At 39.8% G+C, this 23,293-nt stretch carries 24 protein-coding genes; 2 read left to right on the forward strand and 22 right to left on the reverse strand.

Translation table 11 applies throughout. The annotated features are described in order from the left end of the window. Positions 1 to 119: 119 nt before the first annotated feature. Together CKW02_RS12195 and CKW02_RS12200 are read left to right on the forward strand one after the other, a co-directional pair. Complete coding sequence (locus CKW02_RS12195) at positions 120 to 953, forward strand: hypothetical protein (protein ID WP_003216447.1); 834 nt, start codon at positions 120 to 122, stop codon at positions 951 to 953. A gap of 70 nt (positions 954 to 1,023) precedes the next feature. Further along, the gene (locus tag CKW02_RS12200; RefSeq protein ID WP_003216765.1) at positions 1,024 to 1,215 is read left to right on the forward strand and encodes a WASH complex subunit 5; all 192 of its coding nucleotides are present in this window, start codon (positions 1,024 to 1,026) and stop codon (positions 1,213 to 1,215) included. A 173-nt stretch (positions 1,216 to 1,388) separates the two neighbouring features. Here CKW02_RS12200 and CKW02_RS12205 read toward each other — a convergent pair whose 3' ends face one another. The 22 genes from CKW02_RS12205 to CKW02_RS12310 all read right to left on the reverse strand — a co-directional run bounded on the left by CKW02_RS12205 (position 1,389) and on the right by CKW02_RS12310 (position 23,288). Then, a complete protein-coding gene (locus tag CKW02_RS12205; protein ID WP_003216594.1) occupies positions 1,389 to 1,856 on the reverse strand; it encodes a hypothetical protein in 468 nt (155 codons plus the stop codon). A gap of 161 nt (positions 1,857 to 2,017) precedes the next feature. Beyond that, complete coding sequence (locus CKW02_RS12210) at positions 2,018 to 2,839, reverse strand: peptidoglycan recognition protein family protein (RefSeq protein ID WP_003216237.1); 822 nt, start codon at positions 2,837 to 2,839, stop codon at positions 2,018 to 2,020. Between the two features lie 46 nt (positions 2,840 to 2,885). Further along, entirely contained in the window at positions 2,886 to 3,305 is a 420-nt protein-coding gene (locus CKW02_RS12215) for a phage holin family protein (protein ID WP_003216679.1), read from the reverse strand. Positions 3,306 to 3,349: 44 nt separating this feature from the next. Then, positions 3,350 to 3,529, reverse strand: coding sequence for an XkdX family protein (locus tag CKW02_RS12220; protein ID WP_003216807.1), 180 nt, complete (start codon positions 3,527 to 3,529; stop codon positions 3,350 to 3,352). After that, on the reverse strand, positions 3,526 to 3,810 hold the full coding sequence (locus CKW02_RS12225; protein ID WP_003216383.1) for a YomQ N-terminal domain-containing protein: 285 nt from the start codon (positions 3,808 to 3,810) through the stop codon (positions 3,526 to 3,528). The genes CKW02_RS12220 and CKW02_RS12225 overlap by 4 nt, the downstream gene beginning before the upstream one ends. A 14-nt stretch (positions 3,811 to 3,824) precedes the next feature. Beyond that, a complete protein-coding gene (locus CKW02_RS12230; protein ID WP_003216353.1) occupies positions 3,825 to 5,486 on the reverse strand; it encodes a BppU family phage baseplate upper protein in 1,662 nt (553 codons plus the stop codon). 12 nt (positions 5,487 to 5,498) lie between these two features. Continuing rightward, positions 5,499 to 8,054 (reverse strand): peptidase G2 autoproteolytic cleavage domain-containing protein, encoded by a 2,556-nt coding sequence (locus CKW02_RS12235; RefSeq protein WP_003216705.1) that lies wholly within the window; start codon positions 8,052 to 8,054, stop codon positions 5,499 to 5,501. Positions 8,055 to 8,092: 38 nt separating this feature from the next. Beyond that, positions 8,093 to 9,850: a phage tail spike protein gene (locus CKW02_RS12240; RefSeq protein WP_003216768.1), complete on the reverse strand. Its 1,758-nt coding sequence runs from the start codon at positions 9,848 to 9,850 to the stop codon at positions 8,093 to 8,095. Positions 9,851 to 9,861: 11 nt separating this feature from the next. Then, positions 9,862 to 10,698, reverse strand: coding sequence for a phage tail domain-containing protein (locus CKW02_RS12245; protein ID WP_003216562.1), 837 nt, complete (start codon positions 10,696 to 10,698; stop codon positions 9,862 to 9,864). Then, positions 10,699 to 15,132, reverse strand: coding sequence for a phage tail tape measure protein (locus tag CKW02_RS12250; RefSeq protein ID WP_003216387.1), 4,434 nt, complete (start codon positions 15,130 to 15,132; stop codon positions 10,699 to 10,701). It lies immediately after the preceding gene. A 206-nt stretch (positions 15,133 to 15,338) separates the two neighbouring features. Continuing rightward, positions 15,339 to 15,683 carry a phage tail assembly chaperone G gene (gpG, locus tag CKW02_RS12255; RefSeq protein WP_003216783.1) on the reverse strand — a complete coding sequence of 115 codons (345 nt, stop codon included), beginning with the start codon at positions 15,681 to 15,683 and terminating at the stop codon, positions 15,339 to 15,341. A gap of 56 nt (positions 15,684 to 15,739) precedes the next feature. After that, positions 15,740 to 16,354, reverse strand: a complete 615-nt coding sequence (locus CKW02_RS12260; RefSeq protein ID WP_003216480.1) for a major tail protein — start codon at positions 16,352 to 16,354, stop codon at positions 15,740 to 15,742. 2 nt (positions 16,355 to 16,356) lie between these two features. Next, positions 16,357 to 16,755: a tail completion protein gp17 gene (gp17, locus tag CKW02_RS12265; RefSeq protein WP_003216298.1), complete on the reverse strand. Its 399-nt coding sequence runs from the start codon at positions 16,753 to 16,755 to the stop codon at positions 16,357 to 16,359. Then, on the reverse strand, positions 16,752 to 17,156 hold the full coding sequence (locus tag CKW02_RS12270; protein ID WP_003216823.1) for an HK97-gp10 family putative phage morphogenesis protein: 405 nt from the start codon (positions 17,154 to 17,156) through the stop codon (positions 16,752 to 16,754). The genes gp17 and CKW02_RS12270 overlap by 4 nt, the downstream gene beginning before the upstream one ends. After that, a complete protein-coding gene (locus tag CKW02_RS12275; protein ID WP_003216322.1) occupies positions 17,156 to 17,476 on the reverse strand; it encodes a phage head closure protein in 321 nt (106 codons plus the stop codon). Before CKW02_RS12275 ends, CKW02_RS12270 begins: the two co-directional genes overlap by 1 nt. Next, positions 17,466 to 17,768, reverse strand: coding sequence for a head-tail connector protein (locus CKW02_RS12280; RefSeq protein WP_003216495.1), 303 nt, complete (start codon positions 17,766 to 17,768; stop codon positions 17,466 to 17,468). The genes CKW02_RS12275 and CKW02_RS12280 overlap by 11 nt, the downstream gene beginning before the upstream one ends. Positions 17,769 to 17,780: 12 nt before the next feature. Beyond that, on the reverse strand, positions 17,781 to 18,188 hold the full coding sequence (locus tag CKW02_RS12285; protein WP_003216566.1) for a collagen-like protein: 408 nt from the start codon (positions 18,186 to 18,188) through the stop codon (positions 17,781 to 17,783). A 23-nt stretch (positions 18,189 to 18,211) separates the two neighbouring features. Further along, entirely contained in the window at positions 18,212 to 19,507 is a 1,296-nt protein-coding gene (locus tag CKW02_RS12290) for a phage major capsid protein (RefSeq protein ID WP_003216735.1), read from the reverse strand. A gap of 39 nt (positions 19,508 to 19,546) precedes the next feature. Further along, the gene (locus tag CKW02_RS12295; protein ID WP_003216716.1) at positions 19,547 to 20,170 is read right to left on the reverse strand and encodes an HK97 family phage prohead protease; all 624 of its coding nucleotides are present in this window, start codon (positions 20,168 to 20,170) and stop codon (positions 19,547 to 19,549) included. Beyond that, a complete protein-coding gene (locus CKW02_RS12300) occupies positions 20,133 to 21,413 on the reverse strand; it encodes a phage portal protein (RefSeq protein ID WP_003216200.1) in 1,281 nt (426 codons plus the stop codon). Before CKW02_RS12300 ends, CKW02_RS12295 begins: the two co-directional genes overlap by 38 nt. A 4-nt stretch (positions 21,414 to 21,417) precedes the next feature. Then, positions 21,418 to 21,597 carry a hypothetical protein gene (locus tag CKW02_RS12305; protein ID WP_003216556.1) on the reverse strand — a complete coding sequence of 60 codons (180 nt, stop codon included), beginning with the start codon at positions 21,595 to 21,597 and terminating at the stop codon, positions 21,418 to 21,420. Beyond that, the gene (locus tag CKW02_RS12310) at positions 21,597 to 23,288 is read right to left on the reverse strand and encodes a terminase large subunit (RefSeq protein ID WP_034620640.1); all 1,692 of its coding nucleotides are present in this window, start codon (positions 23,286 to 23,288) and stop codon (positions 21,597 to 21,599) included. Before CKW02_RS12310 ends, CKW02_RS12305 begins: the two co-directional genes overlap by 1 nt. Positions 23,289 to 23,293: the final 5 nt, after the last annotated feature.

A 23,293-nucleotide genomic window follows, 5' to 3' on the forward strand; every position in this document is an offset into this window, starting at 1 on the left:
GACTGATCTTGAAGAGTGGTCATCATATTTGAAGATTTCGTTGAAAACCATTTATAAATTCCTTTATTGTTATATAATGGTTATTTACTTAAAAGAGCGCCATTCTTAGGGGGAACAAAATGGGAATTTTCATTTCAATATTTGCCGGTTTAATGATTATAGGAATTTGTGTAGGACTTATTCTATTAATTTTCTCGAAATCAAGGAAAGTAGGAAAAGGCGTTTTTATTACTTGTCTTCTTATATTGTTATCAATATCATTTTTGAATTCATTTGTTTGGAAATATGAAAGCTCAGAAATAGCATCAATAACTCCTGAAAAGTATAATCAATTAAAGGAAGGTATGACTCCTAAAGAAGTTAAGAAAATTGTTGGTGGTTCCGCTAGATCAGAAGAAATAAAAGAAGATAATTATTTCATTTGGGAATATGAAGGGGAAAAAGGAATTGAAAATGATGCCTCGGCAGACTTAATATTTGAAGATGATCGACTAAGTTCTAAATTTGAAAGTGGTTTGCTGACAAAGCACAATGAAACAGATTCCGAACAGGTATACGAGTCAGAAGTAGCAGGTGAAGAAGATGAATTAGAATCTTTGAAAAGTGATGCTGAATATGAAATTGAATCTATTGTAGAAGATAATTACACTACTGCCTCAATTGAAAAAATAGAAATAAATGAAGATATGGGATCAGAAAAGCCAAATAAATTAATTGCTCTTGTTCACTTGTCATTTGATGCAAAAAATTCTGCTCAAACATCTTATAATATGGTGGAAATGTATAGTGATGACCTAGCTGCTAAGATTGGATCGGAAAATGATACTGTCAACCAAATCGCTGTATTTTGGAAAGTTCCTTATATAGATGAAGATGAAACATTAGCTAAATTCTCATACGAACGTTCAGGAGAACATATGATAATCACTGATAAAGTATCTTCTTTACGATGACCCTTCGACTTGAAGGGTTTTTTATTTACATTTATAATCGAACATACATTCTTTTATAGGAGGGTACGGTGTGACCGATCTTGAAAGGAAACTTTACCGAATCATCTACAATATGAGCAGATTCAGAAAGAATCCCTCGATGGATGACCTTAAAAGGAAAACGGGTAAAGATGAGCCAACAATTCGTAAGGCGGTTAAAAACTTAGTTTCTGGTAAGGAAATGACGTGGGATAAGGAGAAGAAGGAATGGAGGTTTAAGTAAACAACAAAAGCCGCCCGGATGGACGGCCGACAAGTATCATTTGTTAATGTTTTTCTTTATTTCTTCTATCTCGTTTCTGAGGGATTTATTTTCTCGTTTGATCTTAGAAACCTCTACGACTGTCAGTAACAAAGTTGCGATTATGAGTAAAATCAAAATATATTCAAACATAATCAAATGTCCATGTAGTAGTCATCGAAGCCAAACGTTCCGGGAATACCGATAACAGGTACTAATGCGGCTCTGAATTTCCATCTATGTTTTTTGTAAAACTTCTTGCTGAGCTGTTTACGTTTGTACAGTTGTTTTGCTATGTAACGACCTGCACCATATCCTGTACCAACAACGGCAGCCATGCTTGTAATTGCCGCCATTACTACAAAAAACGGATTATGTACTGTGGCTTTATCTTCTTTGTCGAAAAGACTGTCGATTTTAAAGATGTCATTGTCAGATAGGCCAAGTTCTAAAGCGCCTTGATATAATTCAGGATCATTCTTGGTGAAAGATTCTGTTGTTTCGTTTTGTTGCACATATTGTGACTGATTAGTTTTTGCATCTGCAAACTCTCCAAGCGTACAGGAAATACCCAACGCAGCTACAATGGACAATGATATTCTTTTTATCCATTTTTTATTCAAGTCAAACCCTCCCCCTTTTGTAATCACAGGTTAAGGATAACTTAAAATATACAGTAATTTCCATAGTTACAAATAACCGAATACCAAAGGGCTGGTTAGTAATAAAGTATGGAAATTACGACAAATAAAAAAAGCCCCTCCAATGAGGAAGGGCTTTTCATTTACTTCAAGAGTGCTTCGAGTTTCGCTTTTGTCTTCGGTCCGTAAATGCCGTCAGCAGCAAGCCCATGCATAAGTTGGAATCGTTTGACCGCATTCGCTGTTTTTGGTCCGTAATAGCCATCAATGCCGTTATTTTTTGCGCCTTTGTCTGGATAAAAGTAGAGTGCCGCTATAGCTTCTTGAATTTGCTTTACAGCGTCACCTTTCATCAAAGGTGCTTTTACCTTAAAGATGCCTGTTGGGAGCTTGTACGCCTTCTTAGATGCTTTTTTCTTAGGTGTTGTTGCTGATGATGTTTTCTTAGGCTTAGATGATGATGTTTTACCGCCCAATGCCTTCAGCTCTTTTTCAATGGCTGCTTTAAATGAGCTCCATCTACCTTCAGATAAGATCCGGTGTGGACAATACTTTCCGTTCCAGTCTTGATGCTTGCGAACTCGATCAACACCCCAACTACGTTCTTTTAGTAACTGTGCCACAAATTGAATGGCCAGTTTTTCCGCAGTTTTATATCTAGTTCCACCAGATTGACTATAACAAATTTCAATAGCGATTGACTTGCGGTTACCGGTTCCGTTTGTGCCGTCTCCAGAGTGCCACGCATTTCGGTCTAACGGAATTGCTTGGATTACCTCTTTATCATCAACCGCAAAATGATAGCTCGTTGAGCTAGTATTATTGATCATATAGCTAATTTCACTTTTAGCTGCTGCGTCATTCGCTGTATTGTGGATGGTAATGTATTCTGCATCCATTTTGTTCGGACATTTTAAACCGTATCTGATGGATGGGACCATGTTCTTTTTCACTTTGATTGTCATGCTCATCTACTCCTTAATTTGTTTTTATATAGAAAAAAGCCGCCGATTACTCAGCAGCTTTCTTTTCCTCTTCTTCTTTTTGGCTGTCAGACTCGATCACATGAAGACGGTCTGTGATAGAAGCTGGAATTTTCACGCCGATCTGTGCAAGGTTTTCTGTGATAGAAAGCCCTTCGTTGGCGATATAAAAAAGCACTGTCCCGAAAGTCAGCACTCCATTTAAGCCCATGATCTGATCAATGATGTTAGCAACAATCACGACAACAAAACTAAGCATTTTACGCACGTAACCGAACCATGCTGTACGGCTGCGTAGTTTGCCAACTTTCCACGCTTTGATGATACCCGTCAGAACGTCAATAACACTTAGCAGCACGAGCAAGTCCAAAAATTTCACACCGCCAAATAAATAAGTCTTCGCTAAATCCAAAGTTTCAAAGTTAATAAACACTATCGTTTCCTCCATTTCGTTAATCACCTCCTTTAAGAAGGCAAAATAAAAAGCACCTGTTAAGATGCTGTTGTTCCTAAATCTACTGATACACTTGGCTTGTCGAATGCAAGACCTGTTATCTCTTCAAATTCTTCTTTTGTAATGACGCCCATTGCTACATAATCACGCATAATCTCAGGTGTATAAACTTCCCAAGCCCAAAACACTTTTAAATCTTCTGCTGTAGGGTATATCACGATGTGCCCCCTCGCTGTAGCTGTGCTACTTGATGCGTTAGCATGGCAACTTGTTTTTTAAGCATTGTGACAGCATCAGCAGGTTGCGGCTTTGGCTTCAAGCTATCAATATACTCCTTAGATGCTGATTCAAACCACTCTTTCTTGCTCTCATCGTATTCAGGAAGATATAAACCCTTTTTCGGCCGTACATCCGTAGCATTTTTCGGAATCTCTTCATAATCACTTATCACATCTTCACCTTGATATTTAAAATTTTCGTCATAGTAATAAACGTGCATGATGCTTCCCTCCCTTACCACAATGGAATTTCTTCGTTTATCTCAATACGTGTTACTTTTGAGTTATCGTTCGCATTTAACCCGTCGAACTTGAGTGCACCATCTACGCCAAGCGTCAAACGTGCTGCTCCGTATGATCCAACTGTAGTGCCTCCAAAAGTAGTTATACCGGATGGTTTTTGAGCAAAACGAGCAATGATAGTCTCGTTCGCTGGTATTCCTTCGAAAGACCCCCGAAGATGTAAAGAGTTTAGACGTATCGAGAATTTGAGTGGATTTCCGGCAAAGTGTTTTGTTGTTCCAGTAACAAGTGTGACTTGATTCCAAGTGCTGTTTAAGTCTTTTTCGGATAACACTCGATCCCATCCTTTGAAACCTTGGGCATGAAACGTACCGATCCAAGTTATGTTATCAAAAGACCTTGTAGCGATAATGCACTTATAAACTACTTCATTTTGTTCATATGCCGTCTCCAACACATTGATGTAATAGAAACTCGTATCATTATCTACTGGTGCATTCAACAATTGTGCCCCCATGTAAGGACCTGTAGGTAGGGTGAATATGTCGGTACCATTCGGTACCCTTGCAACTTTACCATTGTTAGGCGTGAGTTTATAAAGCTGTCCGTTGTTCCATTTATCTTTTTCGCTCTGGGTTATTTTATCTTTTTCATTAAGGGCACGTGTCCAATCAGCCCATGTAGAATCTTGATTGCGTACTCTGTAAAACGAATCCTTACCGTTCGTGTCATATGCAGTCTGTAAAAGAGTACTACCATAACTTATCACTATCATGAATGACCTATTAACTGCTGGTGGTCCATTTAAACCCTTGTTATAGATAAGATAAAGACCGGTATCAGTTATCTCGTTGTAATCTGTGGTCTCACTTGTCCCTTTATAAATGGGCTTACCATTACTTTGGGTCAATCTAAATAATTGACCATTATTCCATTTGTCTTTTTCTGCTTCTGTAACATGGATTTCGCTATTCTTAGCATGTTCATCCGTATATTTCTTGGCTGCTAAAAGTGCTGCGTCTACTTTAGCCTGTGATCCAGTAGTTGTTTCTTTTGCATCCCATGATTTTTGTTTTGCTTCTGTGACATGCAACTTTGTATCCTTAGCGTGTTCATCTACTTTACCTTGTGCGCCTTCTTTAGTCTCGATCTTATCCAAGTCCTCAAACTTGGCCCTCAGATCATCAATCGTTTGTATAGACTCTTCGTAAAGCTCATTTATCTTTGCTCTTAAAGCCTCGAACTCGTCCACATAGTGTTCTGTGATTGGGACAATATCTTGATCAATGAGGGACTTTGAAATGTTAAAAGAGAACTGATGCACGGACATAGATTGATCATTTGTATAATACAAATTCAGCTCAGCTTGTACATTTCCATAATGCTTGATCTCTTTATCTGACAAAACGTACTCGGCGTGACCATTCACTCTATCAACTATCGTTACGTCTCTAATGAATCGGCTGCCGTCGGCCATAACTAATACAAGTTTGCCCGTGACAGCCGCAAGTGGCAAAGGTACGCCATCTTTTGCGAGTTTGAAAGTGAGCCTTGCGGTCTGACGATCCTGCGTCCAAAAGTTTATGCTGGTTGATACACTTGAACTGGTATATGCGTTTACATCAAAATCTAATCTCCCATTTTTAGAAACCATACATGACACCTCCTATCTAATAAATACTTTTGCAATCCCATAACCCATTTCGGAATCATAAGGCGTTTCAATATTCATCACTTGCCAATTGGACTGCCCTTTGGTCGCAACACCGTTTTTAGCTTTGACTGAATCACCAACGCTTACCGTATCATCAATCCGTACCATGACTTGTCCAACCAATCCAATCACATGCCATTCTTTACGTTCGGCTCTTGACTGATAGGCTTTTGACTTATTAGGGTCATAGGCAGGGTTTTCCATAGGCAAATCTAGCACCTCGAAAGATTCATTACCTTCTTCATCATAGTGAGCAACTTCAACTTTTTGAGTTATCAAGGCACCAAAACGATCACGTAAATACTTCCCTTGCCATTCAAATGTGGATTCTCCAAGAACAACTGCGGCAGTATTTGACACCACTCCTAGTAGATAGTCCCCTGATTGTGCTGGCGTAATTTTTCCGCCTCGTAAAGTAACGATTGTACCAGTCGAAATCTCATGACCACTTACGCTCTCGAAATACTCTGCGTAATCCGAAAGAGAAGATCCGCCACGTACTTGACCTGCACTCGTGATGTTCCCAGACTTAGATGAAATTTGCCATTTCAGCCCGTTGTATCCCCCTGAAACAGTGTAACTCTTTGATTGTTTGACGTTATGTGATGACAAGATTGTGCGGGCATATCCATTACCCTTCGTGTGACTGTTGTTGGATGCAATGACAGCTTGTCTTGATCCTTCCGTTGATGATCCCGCCCTAGAAGCTAATACACTATTTGCAGGACCTTTAGTTTTACATGAACCTGTAGCCGCAATGACCGCGCTCGAACCTGACAAAGCGTGTCCTGACGTTGAACCAGCAACCAAGCCACCTTTTAAGCGTGTTGGCATCTGCTTATTTGTATTTTTAGCCAGCTCAGCTGCTTTGCTATAACCGTAAGCATGTACGCCTACAATCGTTGTTTGTGTGTTAGGAGAATACACCCCAATGTTGCCGTTAGAATGAATAAGATTTCCTGCCATCAATTTGACTGAATAGACCCTTCCACCTACCCCAATGCCTATAGGTGCGGAATTCTCAATATTAAAATTCGTGATTGTCACATTGTCGGCTCTTTGCGGACCACCGAAGACACGGACATCGTGAGAAGCCTTTTTAAATCCAGTGATTGATAACCCGTTTATATCAACCTGTCTACTTTTATATTGAACAGCAATAACTGGGTAGTTTTTATAGTCATAAGATGGGTTACCTATTGCTGTAAAATTAGTGACTTTAACACGATGATAAGCAGATACCACAAGTGCTCTAGGCGATAATCCCTTGTACATATCGTTAAAAACAGGTTCAATCGAAACGCAATTTGTAAACGATACGTCATGGGCGGTTGTACTATGTGGATCAGAAGCAATGTGATGTCCAATGTGTCGTGCATCATAACTCCGCACATCTCGATAAGATACATGATCTGAAACATGGACATTTTGAGCCGCCGGCCATTCTGCATGTGCTTTGACCTCTACCCCTCTAATATTCCCGCTTGTGTAAGATCCGTTCACCCAAACATTTCTAGAACCATCATCTATCTCAATACCGTTTGAATTTGACTCGCCTTCTTTATGAGCCTTTCCGCTAGGATTAGTGCAATGGCATGAATTGATAAAGATGTATTCGCTATAATGAGTCGTAATACCGTCATCTCCATATCCACTCGCCTCACAGTTCTCAACCCAAATATATCTACATCCATCTTTTGTGTACTTAGATCCTGATATATTGTAAGACGGCGCGGTGAAGTCAAAACCATGTAAACCCGGATTAATGGATTCAACATTTTCCACCCAGCCAAAATGCACTTTGGCGAAAGTTAATGCACTTGATGCAATACCACCCGTTGCCCTCATGCCGCCCTGTCGATCACGATTCCAGTCTAATGAAAAACCATCAACATATATGTTTTTGTTACCGCTATGGTCTTTGTTTGTTAAAAGAATCGTGCTGGCAGGTGCATCCTCATGAAGTTTGAAAGTAGTAATCCCTTTTCCCTGTCCGATCAATGCCGAATTAGAAGGAATACGTATTCCGCGAACGATGTATACGCCAGCAGATGCTTTTACACGAACTCGCCCGTTTCCAAACGCCTTTTTAAAAGCCTCTGTCGAGTCTGTCTTTCCATCGGGTACGGCTCCAAAATCGTCCACATGCACCTCACGCTTAAATCTTTTTTCAATCTTTGCGAACTCGTAGTCTAGGCGATCTTTAGCTGTCCTATGAATACTAGCGTCCTTTGCGACTCGTATATCTACAACCTCTTTTACGTCCTTGCCATCATGATTCAATACAAGGTTTGTCAATCTAGCCCACACATTATCAATCCGATTGGCAACAGTAAACATGCCATGTTTAATTTGATCTGATGTATGAACTAAAATGCCCTTTTTGTGTACTTTTAATTGGTCTTCATTTTGATTTAATTGATCTTCAATTTTTTGCATGTCTTCGCTCAACTGATGAGCATATCTTGAGTTTCGTGTTGTATCATATTGTTTTCTCAGCCTTACCATATGTTCTCACTCTCCTTTTTGGCAAAAATAAAAAGACACTATCTTAGCGTCTTGAGCATGTCGTTTATATATCGTTGTAAGTTTTTCACTTGTTTTGCTTGATCTACTGATATTCGTTGTATGTCCTTACGGAAGTTTGCAAATGTGATCGTTGGGCTGCTATATGGATTAAGAGGGTTATGCTGAATGGATACGACCCTAAGATCATCCTCAAAGGTTATTCCGTCTGCAGTGTCAGCGATGACGTGGATCGTGTCACCTAACCAAAAATCTTGTTCAATTTCAAGCAATTTCGGTTCATATATTTTTTGGAATTCTACTTCCACGGTCATTTCTGGGTAAGGATTAACATGTTTCTTTAACGCAGAAATGATGCTCCCAGCTTTCTTATATCTCTCATCTTTAATTGGCTCCGCCCAGCGCGGTTTGCCTTCAACGAGAAATTTATCTTCATCGGGATGAATATAAAGAACTGGCTCAAATACATACTCAGGCTCTTTTTCTTCATCTTTTTTCACTTCTTTTTGATCTTTGCCATCACCTTTTGATTCAGAAACGGAATCTGTTTCTTTTTGTGCGCCGTATCCCCACGCACGAGTGGTACAATTCTGGGAATCTGTCGTAATAGTAATACCTGGCATGTTATAGCGACTATCAAGCACAAAGTCTATTACTTGACCCATTTTTTTGTAAACATGGATTTTGTAATTATCTACGTCTAACTCTATGCCATAATCTTCGATGATTTCATCCATCAATTCAGTGGAATTCTTTTCACCAAAGTTCTCCTGTTCCACAGATGGAATATCTCCGTCTTTTGCATGGATAACATATTTGAAATCAGTTCCCTTAAGAGCAATATCAAGGGCTTCTTTTATGCTTAATTTCTTAGAAACTGTTTTTTCAATTCTGTTATTAATTAATAGGACGGAGAAAATATGCGCAGCTGTAACCGTTTTTGTTAGCACTCCGTTTTCCTGATGCAAACTTACATTCGTAATGTAGTATTTTTGATGATTATATTTCTTTTCATCAAGATATAAAATGTTGTCCACAACCAACAGCTCAAACTCTGTGGCATTTTCCTGTGTGCGCGGCAGTGTAAAGCTGAACGTTTTTTTACCTGTTGGATCGGCCATGAAGTCAACAGACATACCCGTGACCTCTATGACATCCTTTCCGTCCTTGCTTGATACGTGAAGCTGCGGGAAATCCACATCAGACGGCAAATGTTGATTGAGTGGCATGTCCTTCCCATCGTATTCTTTGCTTGGATATGTCGGTTTAGTTGGTGTTTCTGGTTCACTTGGTTCTTCTGGAACATCGGGAACATCAGGAACGATTTCGCCATCGTACTTCGTCAGATTATATTTTTCAATGATGCTGTTGAGTTTTGATGGGTAATGTATATCAGTAGCGTACCCAGCTTTTGAAACGGCTGCAGTAGCTTTTTTGTAATCTTTTTCACCGACCACTGCCTTGTAACGACTTAAACGAGTGTACAAACTTCCTAAATCCGCGAGACTCTCAGCATATGATGGATATTTTCTAAATTTCGCTTGTATCCTAGTAACGTTTCCCTTTTTGTCCTGCTCACTAGTCCACATTAAGACGTATTTGCCGTTATAAGTTCCTTTGATTCCGAATAGGTTGTTGGCTTGTTTAGAAAGACCACTCGTCCCGAAACCACTTTCTAAGCACCCTTGAGCAATGACAAGGCTCGCAAGTACGTTATATTTTTTATAAACTTTCTGCGCACCCGGTGCCAGTTTCTTAATGAAATCAGCCGCAGCCATGCCATCCCTCCTTATGCATAATAGAATCTCGTGTCGAAAACAATTTCAATTGCACTTGCGTTTTGGATTTCAAAGTCGTTACGGCCAATATCAAGTGAAGGGAGCCTACCAGATGTCTTGAGACGTTTCTTGTTAGCGACGGTGTACTGTTTAATAAAAGAAACCTCTCTGGATTTGGATATTTCATCTTCAATTTTCAAACGTTCACCTGTCGTATGATTGATGATGGTTACACCTTTTCCTTTTGCTCTCAACTTCACTTGATAATCATGCCTCAAAGGGTTGATTCTAAAATCTCCGATGTTGTAGATGCTGAACGTTTTTTTATTCTTGAATGAATACTCTAGGTCGTCAAGCATGTCAATATTCATTCCGGGACTCCACCGTTCACCCTCAAATGATTGACGATTTAATGATGTACTTTTCGATTCAGCAGCACCCAAAATATCGGTGAATTCAACGCTAAAAACAACATGGTTCTTTTCTTTTTCCTTTGGAGTAGTGAAATTCCCCTCACACGTCACTAAAAACCTTCTGTTCGGAAGCAGGTCACATGAGATGTAGTATGGGAACGGTTTAACTAATAAAGCATATAGTTCACTTCTGTAACTGTAGAAATTTTCAGCAATGATTGAGTTCATATATATTTCAAGCTGAATCTGTCTTTCTTTGTACTTCACATCCCGTGGATGTTGCGGTAACACGATACCGTTAATTCGTGGCAATGACACTGTCTCAAATTCAACAATTGGTGAGGCAGGTGTCAGGCTTAACGGATGGAAGTGAGGAAGCAAGTCATTTAGACTTTGCTCACCCAATCCATTGTTAAAATCAATATATAATTCCATCTACCTCACCCCACTCAAAAATGCTTGTTGTCTATAACGCTCACCAGTCGTTTGATCAAGCTTTCGACCATCCATATAGTTGTTGCTATCTTTGGATACTAATTGTTCAAACCCCTTCTGCATCATCATTAATCCTTGAGACAGTAGGTCTATTTGTTGAGCCATCAGACCAATTTGCTTGTTTTGGTTCTCGATCATCTGTCTCATATCAAATCCATCTTGCTGCCTGCTCTGAGGCTTGTCTCCTTTGTTACTAATACGGTCAAGCATCTGCAAAGCCGTGGAGATCATACCATCCCCAAAACTAGGCACTCCAAGCTCTTTACCGAGATTAGAGTATAACTGTAAAGAGCGTTTGCGATACTTAGGCTCAGTCGTGATCGCATATTCGCGCCAACCGTTCTCCCCTAGCTGCGCAATTTGATGATTGTCAATGACACCACCAGATGCATAACCGATGTAAGGGCCACCGCGCGCCATAGATTTTAATCCCGGATGGTTATAGATACCGCCATAACGCTTGTTAAGATAGTTAATTGCGGCAACAATTTGGTGTACTGGATGTTTGATGTTTCCATATCCGGGCTTTTTGTATGCAGAAAATGTGCTTGGTATAAACTGCATAAGCCCTTGTGATGGGTGTCCTGCTTTCCAGTTACTATCCCATCTGTTAACTAATGTCGGGTTACCACTTGATTCCTTCATGGCAATGGTTTCTAATGCTTTTGCATAGGATGGAGAAATTCCAGTGATGCTTATAGCCTGTGCAACCCACTTTTTGACCGCAGCACTACCACCTACACCTTTGAATGCTCCGCCATCGCCTCCAAAATCACCTAACGATTTTGTTAGAAATCCTAGAGCTCCTTTTTGAATCGTCTTTAAAATACCTGTTCCAAGACCATCTATTCCTTTACCAGTTTTAAACGGGATAAGACCACCAAATATATTGCTGATAATTTTCTTTGGGCCAGCCATCACAAGGTCAAAGATATCTGATCCGAAATCTTTCACCTTGCCGACTACTTCACCAGCTTTTTTGGCGCCCTTTTTAAAGAAATCACCAACACCACCTGCATAACCCGGTAAGCCCTGTGAAGTGATTTTTTTGGTCTGATCATGAGGAAGAACCGATGTTCCACGCGGTAGATCCCAAATTTGAGGACCACCAACGCCGACCATATATGTTCCAATACCAGGAGTATGTGCAAGCTCATATCCTTCCTCTCCGACCAATGCACGGCCTCCCGGATGGTAGTCGGTACCATTTGCATATGCATGTTTTGCGCCGTCCTTTTTACTTCCGTATCCTTTAGGTTTCCACTCTGGTATTGTCGGAATATTCATGAATTCAAGGACTTTATTAATGCCGTAAGTAATTGTATTGACTACACCAGCTAAATCAACTAGAAATGTATCCCATGCTCCTAGCACTTCACCAGTCTCCCAATCAACTTGATCAATATGTCCTTCTGCTTGTTTCTTGGCTTCCTTCACAACGCCCTTATGACTTTTTTCAGCTTCTTTTATTGTTTTTTCTCGTTGGTCTTTGGCGGCTTTAACTGTAGCAGCATGTTCTTTTTCACCAATATTTTTTTTGATGTAAAATTGATCATCTGCTTCTTTAATAACTGCGTCTGCTTGTTTTTTGGCGTTACTAATAACCTTATCCTTGGCATCTTTACTATGTTTCACTGTTGCAGCTGCTTGCTTTGCTGATAAATTGGACGATTCAGCTTTTAGCTTTTTGGAGATGAGTGTTTGTTCATCCATGCTTTTTGTAAGAGCCGTTTCAATTTCTTTATTCATTGCTTGTGTATGTTCTTTGACTTCTTTCCATTCTTCTTTAGTTAATTCACGGTGTTCTTTAGCTGCTTTTTCATATATTTTTTTTACTTTATTCTCGTGTTTCTCTATTTCCTTTTGCTTCTCCTCATTACCTTCTTTGATTTTCTTAAGAATTTCCTGTTCGTCTTTACCCTTAAGAGAATCATTTTCCGCATAGAATTTCCCTAACACATCTAGGGCTTTATCAGCACTGTCTTGGTAACCTGTTTTTAACGCCCCTGCCATCTCTGAGAATTTACCTGTCATATCTTTGGCTATGTCTTTGGTGATCTTTTTTTGATTCAGATAGAGACTATCTAACTTTGCATTAGCCTTTCTTTCCATATCCGTATAAGCATTTACTGCTTTGGATGTGGATTCAGATACTTTATCGCCAAAATCTATTGTTGCTGGTAAGACCCGTTTTTGCAGGTTGTCATAATATTTAAATCCTGCTTCACCTAAAAGCGTGACACCCGTTATTAACATCCCTACAGGACCACCAAGCAACGATAAGCCGCCTCTAAGCAAACTCACAACACCTGCGCCTTTTTTGAAGATGTTAAACAGGCCAAAACCGCCCTTTGCAAGTTTTGCAAATCCTCCTGCGCCTTTTACGGCATTTACACCCATCATCACTATACCCTTACCGAATTTTAATATCTCCGGCAAAAATGAGAGTGCTAGACCACCAATCATACCCATTGGTCCACCAAACATCATTAAACCGCCACCAGCAATACGAGACGTACCGCCAAGACCACGCATTGTCCTTGATGTTCTTGTGGCCGTTTGATTTAGACGGCCCATTCGAGTCGTCGCTAGACCCGTATTTTGTTGTAAACGACCCATTCGAGTGGACATAACGGCTGTTGATGCTGCAGCTGTGTTGATGCCAGTTGCCGCAGTTCGTGAAGCAACGCCCGCAGCAGCAACTTGTGTCGAGTATACGCCTAGACTTGCTGATGATCCTCTGACAGTGCCTGTCAGATACGTGCCAGCAGTACGAAGCACTCTCCATCCTTCGGCCATTCTTGGGATGAGACTCAATAACAACAACGAAGCTCCACCTAAAAGACTGAAAGCTGTAACTGCTGCACCAGTAACGGCAATAGTTCCCATAACAGATGGAGGAAGATGATCAAACCAGTTAACGACTTTTGTTAATCCATCTACCACTTTGCGGACTGTAGGAATAAATTGATTACCTAATGAAATAACCGCGTTATTCACGGCAGAACGCAGGTATTCCACAGATCCCGCAAGGTTGTCCATTTGCTCTTTTGCAACTTTTTCAGCTATACCGCCACTGTTTTCTATTTCTTTGGTGAATTTATTAAGCTTACCTTCACCCGCATGTAGCAAAGTGATAAAACCTGATAAGGCGTGCTGTCCTGCCAATTGTTTTGCAATACGTATTTTTTCAGTCTCGGTGTAATTCTTGGTCTTTTCATTAATTTGGCCAATAATATCTGCAAGAGGGCGCATTTTACCAGTAGAATCGGTAACGCTCAAGCCAAGTTCGTGTATTGCATTTCCTGCTTGTTTTGGTGGTGATGCTAACCTTGTTAAGGTGGATCGTAATGCAGTACCCGCCATATCAGCCTTTATCCCACTGTTCGCCATGATACCCGTTGCGGCCGCTAACTCTTCCATGCTGACACCTGCAGTTTTTGCAGCTGGTCCCGCGTACTTCATCGTTTGACCAATCTGCTGCAATGTCGCATTTGAGTTCGTGAACGTGTAGGTCATTGCATCTGCTACTCGGTTTGTATCTTCTGCAGCAATATGAAACTCCGTTAAGATGTCTGATACAATATCTGACGTTACACCTAAATCTGTTTGCCCTGCTGCCGCAGTAGCAAGCAAGCCCGGCATGGCACCGATAATGTTATTTGTTTTATAACCAGCCATTGCAAGGTACTGCATTCCTTCGGCAACTTGTCCGTCTGTAAATTGTGTCGTAGCCCCTAAATGACGCGCCGTTTCTGTGAGACGATCCATTTCGACAGAAGAGGCGTTTGCCACAGCACCGACCCTGCTCATCGCCTTTTCAAAGTCTGCGGCCACTTTAACAGCTCCACCTATTGCGACGGTGCCTGCTACACCGATACCTGTTAATGCCTTCCCTGCCATTCCCGCAGCAGAGTAGACAGATTGCAACTCTTCCGATACTTCCCCGGCATTCTTCTTAAAAACAGAAAAAACACCAGCTGCTTTATTGCTGGTGCTTTGCAAATGCTCAAATTCATTAGATACCTGACGAAGCTCTTTTTCTAGCTTCTGGTGTACAGCGATGGACTCATTGAGTTTTCGAGCGTGAATTTGCGTTTCTCTTTTATCGCGCCCTTTTTCTCTGACCAATTGTTCATAACGTTTACGGTGTTCTTCTACTACTTTACCTTGAATACGATATTTATTGTTAAGTCCATCAACTTTGGCTTGCAATTCTTTCGCCCTGTTGCCAGTATTCTTATAAATTTCAGTAGCCGCTTTAAATTCAGAATTAGCAAGGCGCATTTGCCTTTGAAGCCCTGTTATACCTCTGTTAAAACCCGAGTCATCCAGATTGACTTTTGCGACCATATTGCCAATTGCTTGAGTCATTTATGTACCACCCCGCTTCCCTGACGAAGATTTCAAGACTTAGAATATTTGATCTATCGTTACTTCTTTTGTTTTGCTCGATTCAGCGTTCAATTCTAAGAAATGAAAAATATCCATTTGATCAATTTCATGCATCTTCCAGCCTTGCTCAAGTAATTTAGTATAGATATTATTTAATTGATCTTTGCCGTTTTTTAAAGGCTCATCTACGCCTTCATGTCGGGCAAAAAATCTTTTTCTTCCTGCGTTTCGGCTGCTTTAAATCCCATGATCTCCATCATGATTTTTCTAACTGCATCCGCAATTTCAAAGGATTGGAAGCCTTCTTGAAACTGATCGAAAGTAAATTGATTCTGAAAGACACGTACAATGAATTTAATTCGTTCATTCAGACTTTTAACAAGTTCTTTCGCATTCTCCGCTTCTACTGCTTTTTCATCTAACTCAAAAGCCTCATAGAGTGTTTTTGCGTTTGTTCTTGGCGCAATAAACGTTTTGTGTTTTTTCTCTTCTTCGAACCAAATAGAGATAGAAATTTGTTTTTGAGTCATCGTGACTCCTCCTTGTTTTTTATTTTCCAATGAAAAAAGAGAGCTTTTCAGCCCTCTTAAACACCTTTTCCAATATCAACACTGCTGCCGTTTTCTGTTTTATCATCTTTGTATGCTTCTCCAAAAACAGACTTGTAAAAAGCATCAAGATTAAAGTTTTCAGCATCTTCATCTGTGACCACTTTAAAAAGATCGTCCTGCTCACGGTCAACAAATTCCGCAGACAGTTTAATGGTTTGGAAATCTGTCTTATCTTCTTTTGTCTTCCACTCATCGCCTGGAAGAGAAAAACGCCCTTTTACTAAACCGACATGACGAGACTTCCCGTTTGCTTTTGGACCTTCAAACGTCATTGCGACCCATGGTGGGGTAATGTTCTTTTTGAACAAGTACAACCCGTTTTTGTCCTGTTCGATTCCTAGCAGCTTCGCGAGAATTTCCATAGGAAGATCCCGCATTTCAATTTCTAGCTTTGTAGAACCAGTTGAAACCACTAAATCGACTAGCTTGTTATCTGCATACTGCTTCTCTGTTGATGTCTCAGTTTCCACCTTCATATTGATTGCATATTCATATCTTAAAATTTCAGTAGGCACAAAGAATTTACCTTTCTTTTGCAATGGTGCAAACTGAACGTTTTCCAAACCAGTTACTGAACTGTACTCAGCCATAGTTAGCCTCCTAGTATTATATTTTTTTCAAAACGATACCCTTTTCTTATCAATCTCTCTTTCTCTAAAAAGTCATTGATGGGTATAGTTGGCGCAAAATCTAAACGCTCCATCACATCCCCGATTGCAGCCGTGATAGATTGCGGATCGGCATTGTGATAAACATCAATTTGATAAGTTGCGCTATCTTGTATGGGCCTGTTATCAGCCCATTTGATCGGTTTGTAGTTGATTTCTTGCAGCACGACATACGGTGGACTCGACTTTGTACCCTCTGGCACTGCAAGCTCATAGATGTCATCTTTGTCTATTAAAGACAAAAGCGCTGGATCATTCTCCAACGCTTCAAAAATGGCATTCTTGCAAGTATCTGCACGCCTTATTAAGTTTTGATTGATCATAGTTTGCTCAGCGCCTGTCGGTATTCATCTGCTACTTTACGTATAGCCTCATCCCAGTTCGCATCGACAGTTCTCGTAAAGAATTTTTGCGCAGGCTGATGTAAGGTGCCGAATTCAGGAAAGTGAATTCTCCACTTCGTGTCCTTACGTGACTTTGATTTCGGCCAACCAACCGCAACATATTTTATCCCGTCTCCATCAGTACGAAGCCGCGTAATATCAAGATCATCCTGCATGTGTTTTTGGCCTTTGTCGGATCTTGGTGTGTTTGGGTGAAGTTCATCTTTTATGACTGTTGCGCCAGCTGTAAGAGCTTCTTTATGCATTTTGCTAACTTTTCTTTGCATGTTGCCAATTGCATTCTCTAATTCCTCTAAGCCGTCGATTTGTAAATTAAACATTACTTCGCCGCCTTTACCCTAGCTCTAATTGTGAGGAAATGAAGTCTTGAATAATTGGGTGTAATAGACTCAATTTCGTAAGTTTTTCCTTGGAATAGGAGTCTCATGTGCTCGTCGATATCTTCCCTGTGACGTATGGTGAATTTGATTGTATGTTCTTTTTGAATGGCAGCTGCAGCATAATATTCAGCACCTTTTAATCCCTCTGCTTTGGCCCAACACTCAATCATAGTTTCCCAGCCGTTGTCACCATCGACAGGCAAACGACTCTTTTCTTTTTTCTTTTGGAACTGAATGCGATGCCTCATATCATTCAACATCTTTTTCACCATCCACAACCAAGTATTTGAGTTGATTGACCATTGTTGTGAGCACACCATCAAGATTTGATGTCGTTCCGGATATTTGCCTATTCTCATACCAGTGAGTCACAAAAGACATAACGGCCAGTTCTGCTCGTGCTAAATTATTAGGAAATTTCAGACCCGTTGCAGAGCTGATGTACTCTTTTGCTGCAGCGATAAAATGTAAAATCAAATCATCCTCCGCATCACCATCAATGCGGAGGTATTTTTTTGCTTTTTCAAGCTCTTTTTGTTCTGCCTCAGTCATTTGGCATCACCTTTATTCAGATTTTGGGTTTTCTAAAGCTTCAACCTTATTTTGCAATTCGATGATCAAGTCTTTTACAGCAGAGTTGAGATTTTCCCACATAACGCTGCCTTTGCCGATTGTCCGGGAATTTACTGAACCATCACTTAGATGTTCATTTTTAACAGAGCCAGACTCTAATACTGCAGCGTCACCCTTATCACCTTTCGGCCCCTGCTCTCCCGGATCGCCTTTTTCTCCTTTTGGACCTTGAGGACCAGTATCACCCTTCGGACCCTTTTCACCTTGCATACCTTGAATGAAGAGAGGGTTTTCTTCACTGTTTCCTTTTAAATAAACAGGCGTGATAGGTTTACCGTCTGCTCCCTCCTCTGCAGATGTTAATACTCCATTACTTTCAAACAAATAATCTTTAGCCATGATAGATCAATTCCTTTCAATTTTTATTTTCCAGCGTCTACGGACTTATCTTCAGAAGGTGTTTCAACTACTGCTTCCTCACCTACAACTAAATCAGTAACAATTACTGCGGCTTCTGGATCAACTACTTTTCCGTCAAATCGTTCAATACCTCTGAAATATGTTTGATCTGTTAGGAATGCATCTGAGCCGATGTCAGTTGATTTGATCTCGAATTTTTGACGATCAAACATAAAGTATGCATTTTTAAAATCACCGAATAGAATATGAGTTTTTTGTTTATCGTCTGTGACAATCTCGTCATACACTTCAACGGGTCTACCGAATAAAAGGAAGCTATCCTCATTGCGTGGGTCCTCGGCTAAAATCCCGCGGCCGTTTTTATCTTCAATGTTTGCTAACGTTTCAAATGCCTCTGTATTCATCACCCATTTTGCATTTTTTCGATAGCCTCTTTTGATTTGGTTTTTAACTTTTCTCAAAAACTTAATTGTAATTAGAGAAGGAGCTTTGAGAGATTTATATTTTTTGCTTGTTATAATCCCCTCTACGTTGTTTTCTCCGCCTTTTCCATAGAAGACTTCATCATTTTCAGTTACAGTTGCAGATTCAGAGAGCCATTCTACAATCTCCCTCACAAAATTAATGAAAGAATCATTCAATAATTCGTTTGGAATAGGCAAAAAGCCAGCAAATTTTTTGACGTTGTATGTGATTTGGTCGAACTCCATATTTTTGAGTTCTTTGATCGCTTCTTTTTCAGCAATGTTATATAACTTCCCTGCAGCACCCTTTCTTACTGGATAGCTACCTCCCGGTGCCGTCTTTGGTACAACCCGTACCAAGTTACGAACAGAATTTAATTCTTGAATGGACTTAATTATCTGTTTTGAAATGTCATCCGGTACTGTATACCCGCCATCCTTATCACTTTTGGATGAAAGTTGTCTGTTTTCTTTTAGAACTTCCTGCAGCATTTTCCGTTCTTCGTTCCCTAATTCTTCCTCACGGCCAGTCAAGACCTTGAACCATGCATTTCTATATTCTTGTGTCCCTGTTAAGCTGCGCTCTTCTTCAGAAGATTCAGATTCAGGATCTCTTTTCTGTTCTGGGACATAATGTCTGTCTTCAATTTCTGGTGCATCGAGTTCTCTTTCCTCAGACATCATTTCAATTCTCTTTTGCAAAGACTTTGCCTCATCCAGCATAGAACGTGCTTCTTCGTCTTTTCCTTCACTTAGTAAATTTCTAGCTTCTTGTCTTTTCTGCGTAAACTGCTGACGCAATTGACGTTCCTCTTTACTCATCATTACTGGCATAGATTTTCCTCCTTGATTTTGAGCGTAAAAAAAGACCCACTATATAGTCAGGTCTAATAAGTCTAGTTCCAGCTCAATCCTCTTATTTGATGTGTTTTTTTGTCTTTTTAAAACTTCTACTTTTTCTAAACTTCTTTCTCCCACAACAGCTTCCGTATCGCTATATGCAGGAGTTGTCACAAGCGAGATGTCAAATATGCGATTGATTCGATTGATTCGGCGCTCATATAATTTTTCATCCTCATTTCTTGTCCATTCATCAGGTTCTTCATCACCTGAATGATCAAGAGAAAACGAAAAAGAACATTGATTGATCACACCTGCTCTCAAATTCTTCATCAAATCCTGTCCGTAAGTGGTGTCTGTTGGCTCAAATCTAAATTTCAGCCCTATTGCATCAACAGTTAATTGGAGACTACCAGCGCCCGTTGAAACAGTGTTTCTTGCTAATGGATAATCAATTTTATGATTAAATAAAGCAATTACATTGGACATATCTGCTTCGTCCAACGCTCCACGGCTGATGATTTCCTTAAACCACCCAAGACGCTCAGACCACTTTTCAAACTTAAGGGCATAACCCTCTACATATTCACTTTTGTTTTCATCATCAAGTGACCTAACTTCAATTTCCGTCGTTAGCTGTCTGATTTCCTTCGGCATTATTCGGATCACCTCCTTTATGGCCTGCTTTAGCCATCTGATATTGATCTAACATATCTAAGAAAGTGTAATTAAGTGAGACTAGGTGTCTATCCCCATCAGGAATGGCATTTTTTGATTCAAGAGCACGAATTTCATTTATATTCATAGCCCCGATTCGTTCCATGATTTCATAGAATTCTGCTCTTGATTTTGAATCACCGCGTAATTCACTATTAACATTAAATTGAACATATAGCCCTTGCTTGATTTCAGCATCAGTAAACAGCTTTGTATTGATTTCTTGTTCAAAGGAAACGATCCACGGCTGTAAAGTGTTCTTCACATATTCTATAGATTGATGCTCGATATTACTGAATGTAGCACGATCCAATTCGTTTATCTTATGAAGAGGAACTTTGAATATGGAAGCAATTTGAGCCTTATTGAATTTCATAGACTCTACAAATTCGGCATCTTTTAGAGGCATTGATATAGATTGATAATCGAGACCAGCATCGACAATCGCAATGCTTTCTCCCGCATTTACTCTCATCCATTCTTTTCTTGCAACCTCTTTTGCCTCTGGTTGTAACAGGGTTGGGATTTTCAAAATACCTCTTGGTGTTGCATCATTTTTGTACAATTTCGCGTTAAACTTTGTTGCGGCAGATTGAGCACCAATATGTTCCCTTGCAACCTGAATTGGACTGAGACCAACCATTCCGTCTTCGGTCATTCCTTTAAAGTGCAGAACTTCTTCCGCATGTAATTCAGCTCGTTTGTTATTAATTATTGTTTCGTACCACAAATCCCCTGTGTTTGGATCAAGATAAGGGTGTGTATTAGCTGGATTAAGAGGGATTAGTGTTGTGATATCACCTCTTTTATCTGAAAGAATCAAAGAATATGCATTTCCCCACATACAAACATGCGTCATCATTAATTTTTTCCAAGTAAAAGCTGTCATATATTGATTGGGCTTTAAATAGAGCAATTTAAAAACAGGATGGTCACGTTCTCCAGAAATATTTTCTCCCAGCTTCCTAAACATATGGACAGATAATTTTGCTATATCATCTGACAAAACATTGATACAAGAAAAAACGTCAGGATGTTTTAATGAAGTCGATTCACTCACTTTCTCTCCACTTGCTGTTTTACCACCACCGAAAATATCAAACACCCATTGCGGGATCTGTGACATCCCCCAACCACTGTCTGAATCTGCTGATCTTTTAGAGAACATACCTTCTAATAACAATTAATCACCTCCTTCGGCTCATTAAAATTGCTGTAAATATAAAAAAACCACCTGTCACTAAAAGACCGATGATTTCATGTATTTTATAAGCTGCTATTGTAATAAAGATTGCCCCAGCAAAAAATACTAGGTCATTTAAGATTGAGAATAGAAAAATCATTATTTTTTTTATGGTATTTTTCATTAGAATGAAAAGCCCCCTGACAAAATATACTCATTCAAATCTAAATGATCATCATTTTGACTAGCTCTCACATGAGCGTTTATAAGTGCAGCTGCTGGATCAATACGTTGTGACGATTTTGATTTATCAAGCATGATATTCTCCTGCGCGTCAATCTTCGTGACGGCATTCCCCATCGCCCACGTTAATAGATCATTGTTGTCATGGATTAATTTTCGCGATTTAGCTTTCTCACGTAAATCTTTGGTCGGCTCAGATAAGGTTTGCACCCCTTGCCTAATCTCGATCATGACATATCCATCAGCTTCCATTTGTTGCGCAAATTGCGTTGCGTTATATGGATCATATCCAATCTCTTTGATTTTCCACCCTTTTTCTATTTCCATTCTTTTGATGTACGCACGAATATAGTCATAGTCAACGACAGCACCATCAGTAAGAGTTAGCCAACCTTTTTTGACCCACAAATCATACGGTACCTTGTCAGTTTTCATCCTTTCATGAAACGTATCTTCTGGCATAAAGCCATGCGCTGTAACATAATACATCCCATTTTCGAGTGGAAATTCAAAACTGGCGGCTGTTAAATCAATACGTTTTGATAGGTCAATCCCTGCATAACATTCCTTACCTTTTAAATCTGGTAGACCCTCACTCAACCCGCAATCAGACCATGCTTGCATATCCATATATCCGTTTGATCGCATGTTCACCCAAATATCCATATTTTTGGTGAGGAAATCACGCATTTTTTCCGGTACATTCAAAGCCATTTCCAAACGCCGTCTTAAATAATTTATGCCAAACTCGTGTTTTGCAAGTATCGGATTCGCTTTTTCCCATTTACTCTCGTCTTTAATATCATCATCTGCATCTAACTCATTAATCATTGCAAAGTAATGGTCATTTTTCTCTACCATATTTGGATCTAAAAGACGAGAAGCAAAATTGTACTCGACACGGTAAGCAGGATTATTCAATTCAGGTCCAGCAGTTGTGATAATTACCATTAAAGGTTGTGATCTTGCTCCCATACCCGATTCAATAACATCATATATTTCTGATGTTGGGTGAGCATGATATTCATCAATAATTCCACATTGGGGATTAAATCCATCTCCTGTTTTCCCGGCATCTTTTGCAAGTGGTGTGATAATTGATTTTGTTTTAATATGTTCAATTGTCCCATATGCTACCTTATATTTTTTTGATGGTTTATTGAGAAGATCGCTACCCTCAATTTGAGCATTTATTTCTTTCCAGCAAATCTTGGCCTGCTCTTTTTTGGTGGCACCTATATACACTTCCGACATACTTTCTCCAAGCGCCATTGCTTCATAAGATCCAACAGTTGCTAAACTTTGAGTCTTTGCATTTTTACGGCCAACTTGCCAATATACAGTTGTAAAACGACGAGTGTCAGTATCTTTGTGGACCCATCCATAGACATTGCCAAAAATAAAAATCTGAATAGGATCAGGATCAATATTCTCGCCTGCTAATGGCCCTTTGGTATGTTTAAATTGAGTCATCCAAAAAAGAAATCTGCGTGCTTTTTCTTCATCGAATACATACGGAAACTCTTCTGTTCCTTCTCGTTCAACATCATTCAAAAAACGTTGACAAGCCCAAATGTGTTTTTGGCAAGCTACAATTTCCCCTTGTAGAACATCATTTGAGTAATCAATCATAAACT

This window comes from Bacillus pumilus (assembly GCF_900186955.1).
In the GTDB taxonomy this organism is placed as follows: domain Bacteria; phylum Bacillota; class Bacilli; order Bacillales; family Bacillaceae; genus Bacillus; species Bacillus pumilus.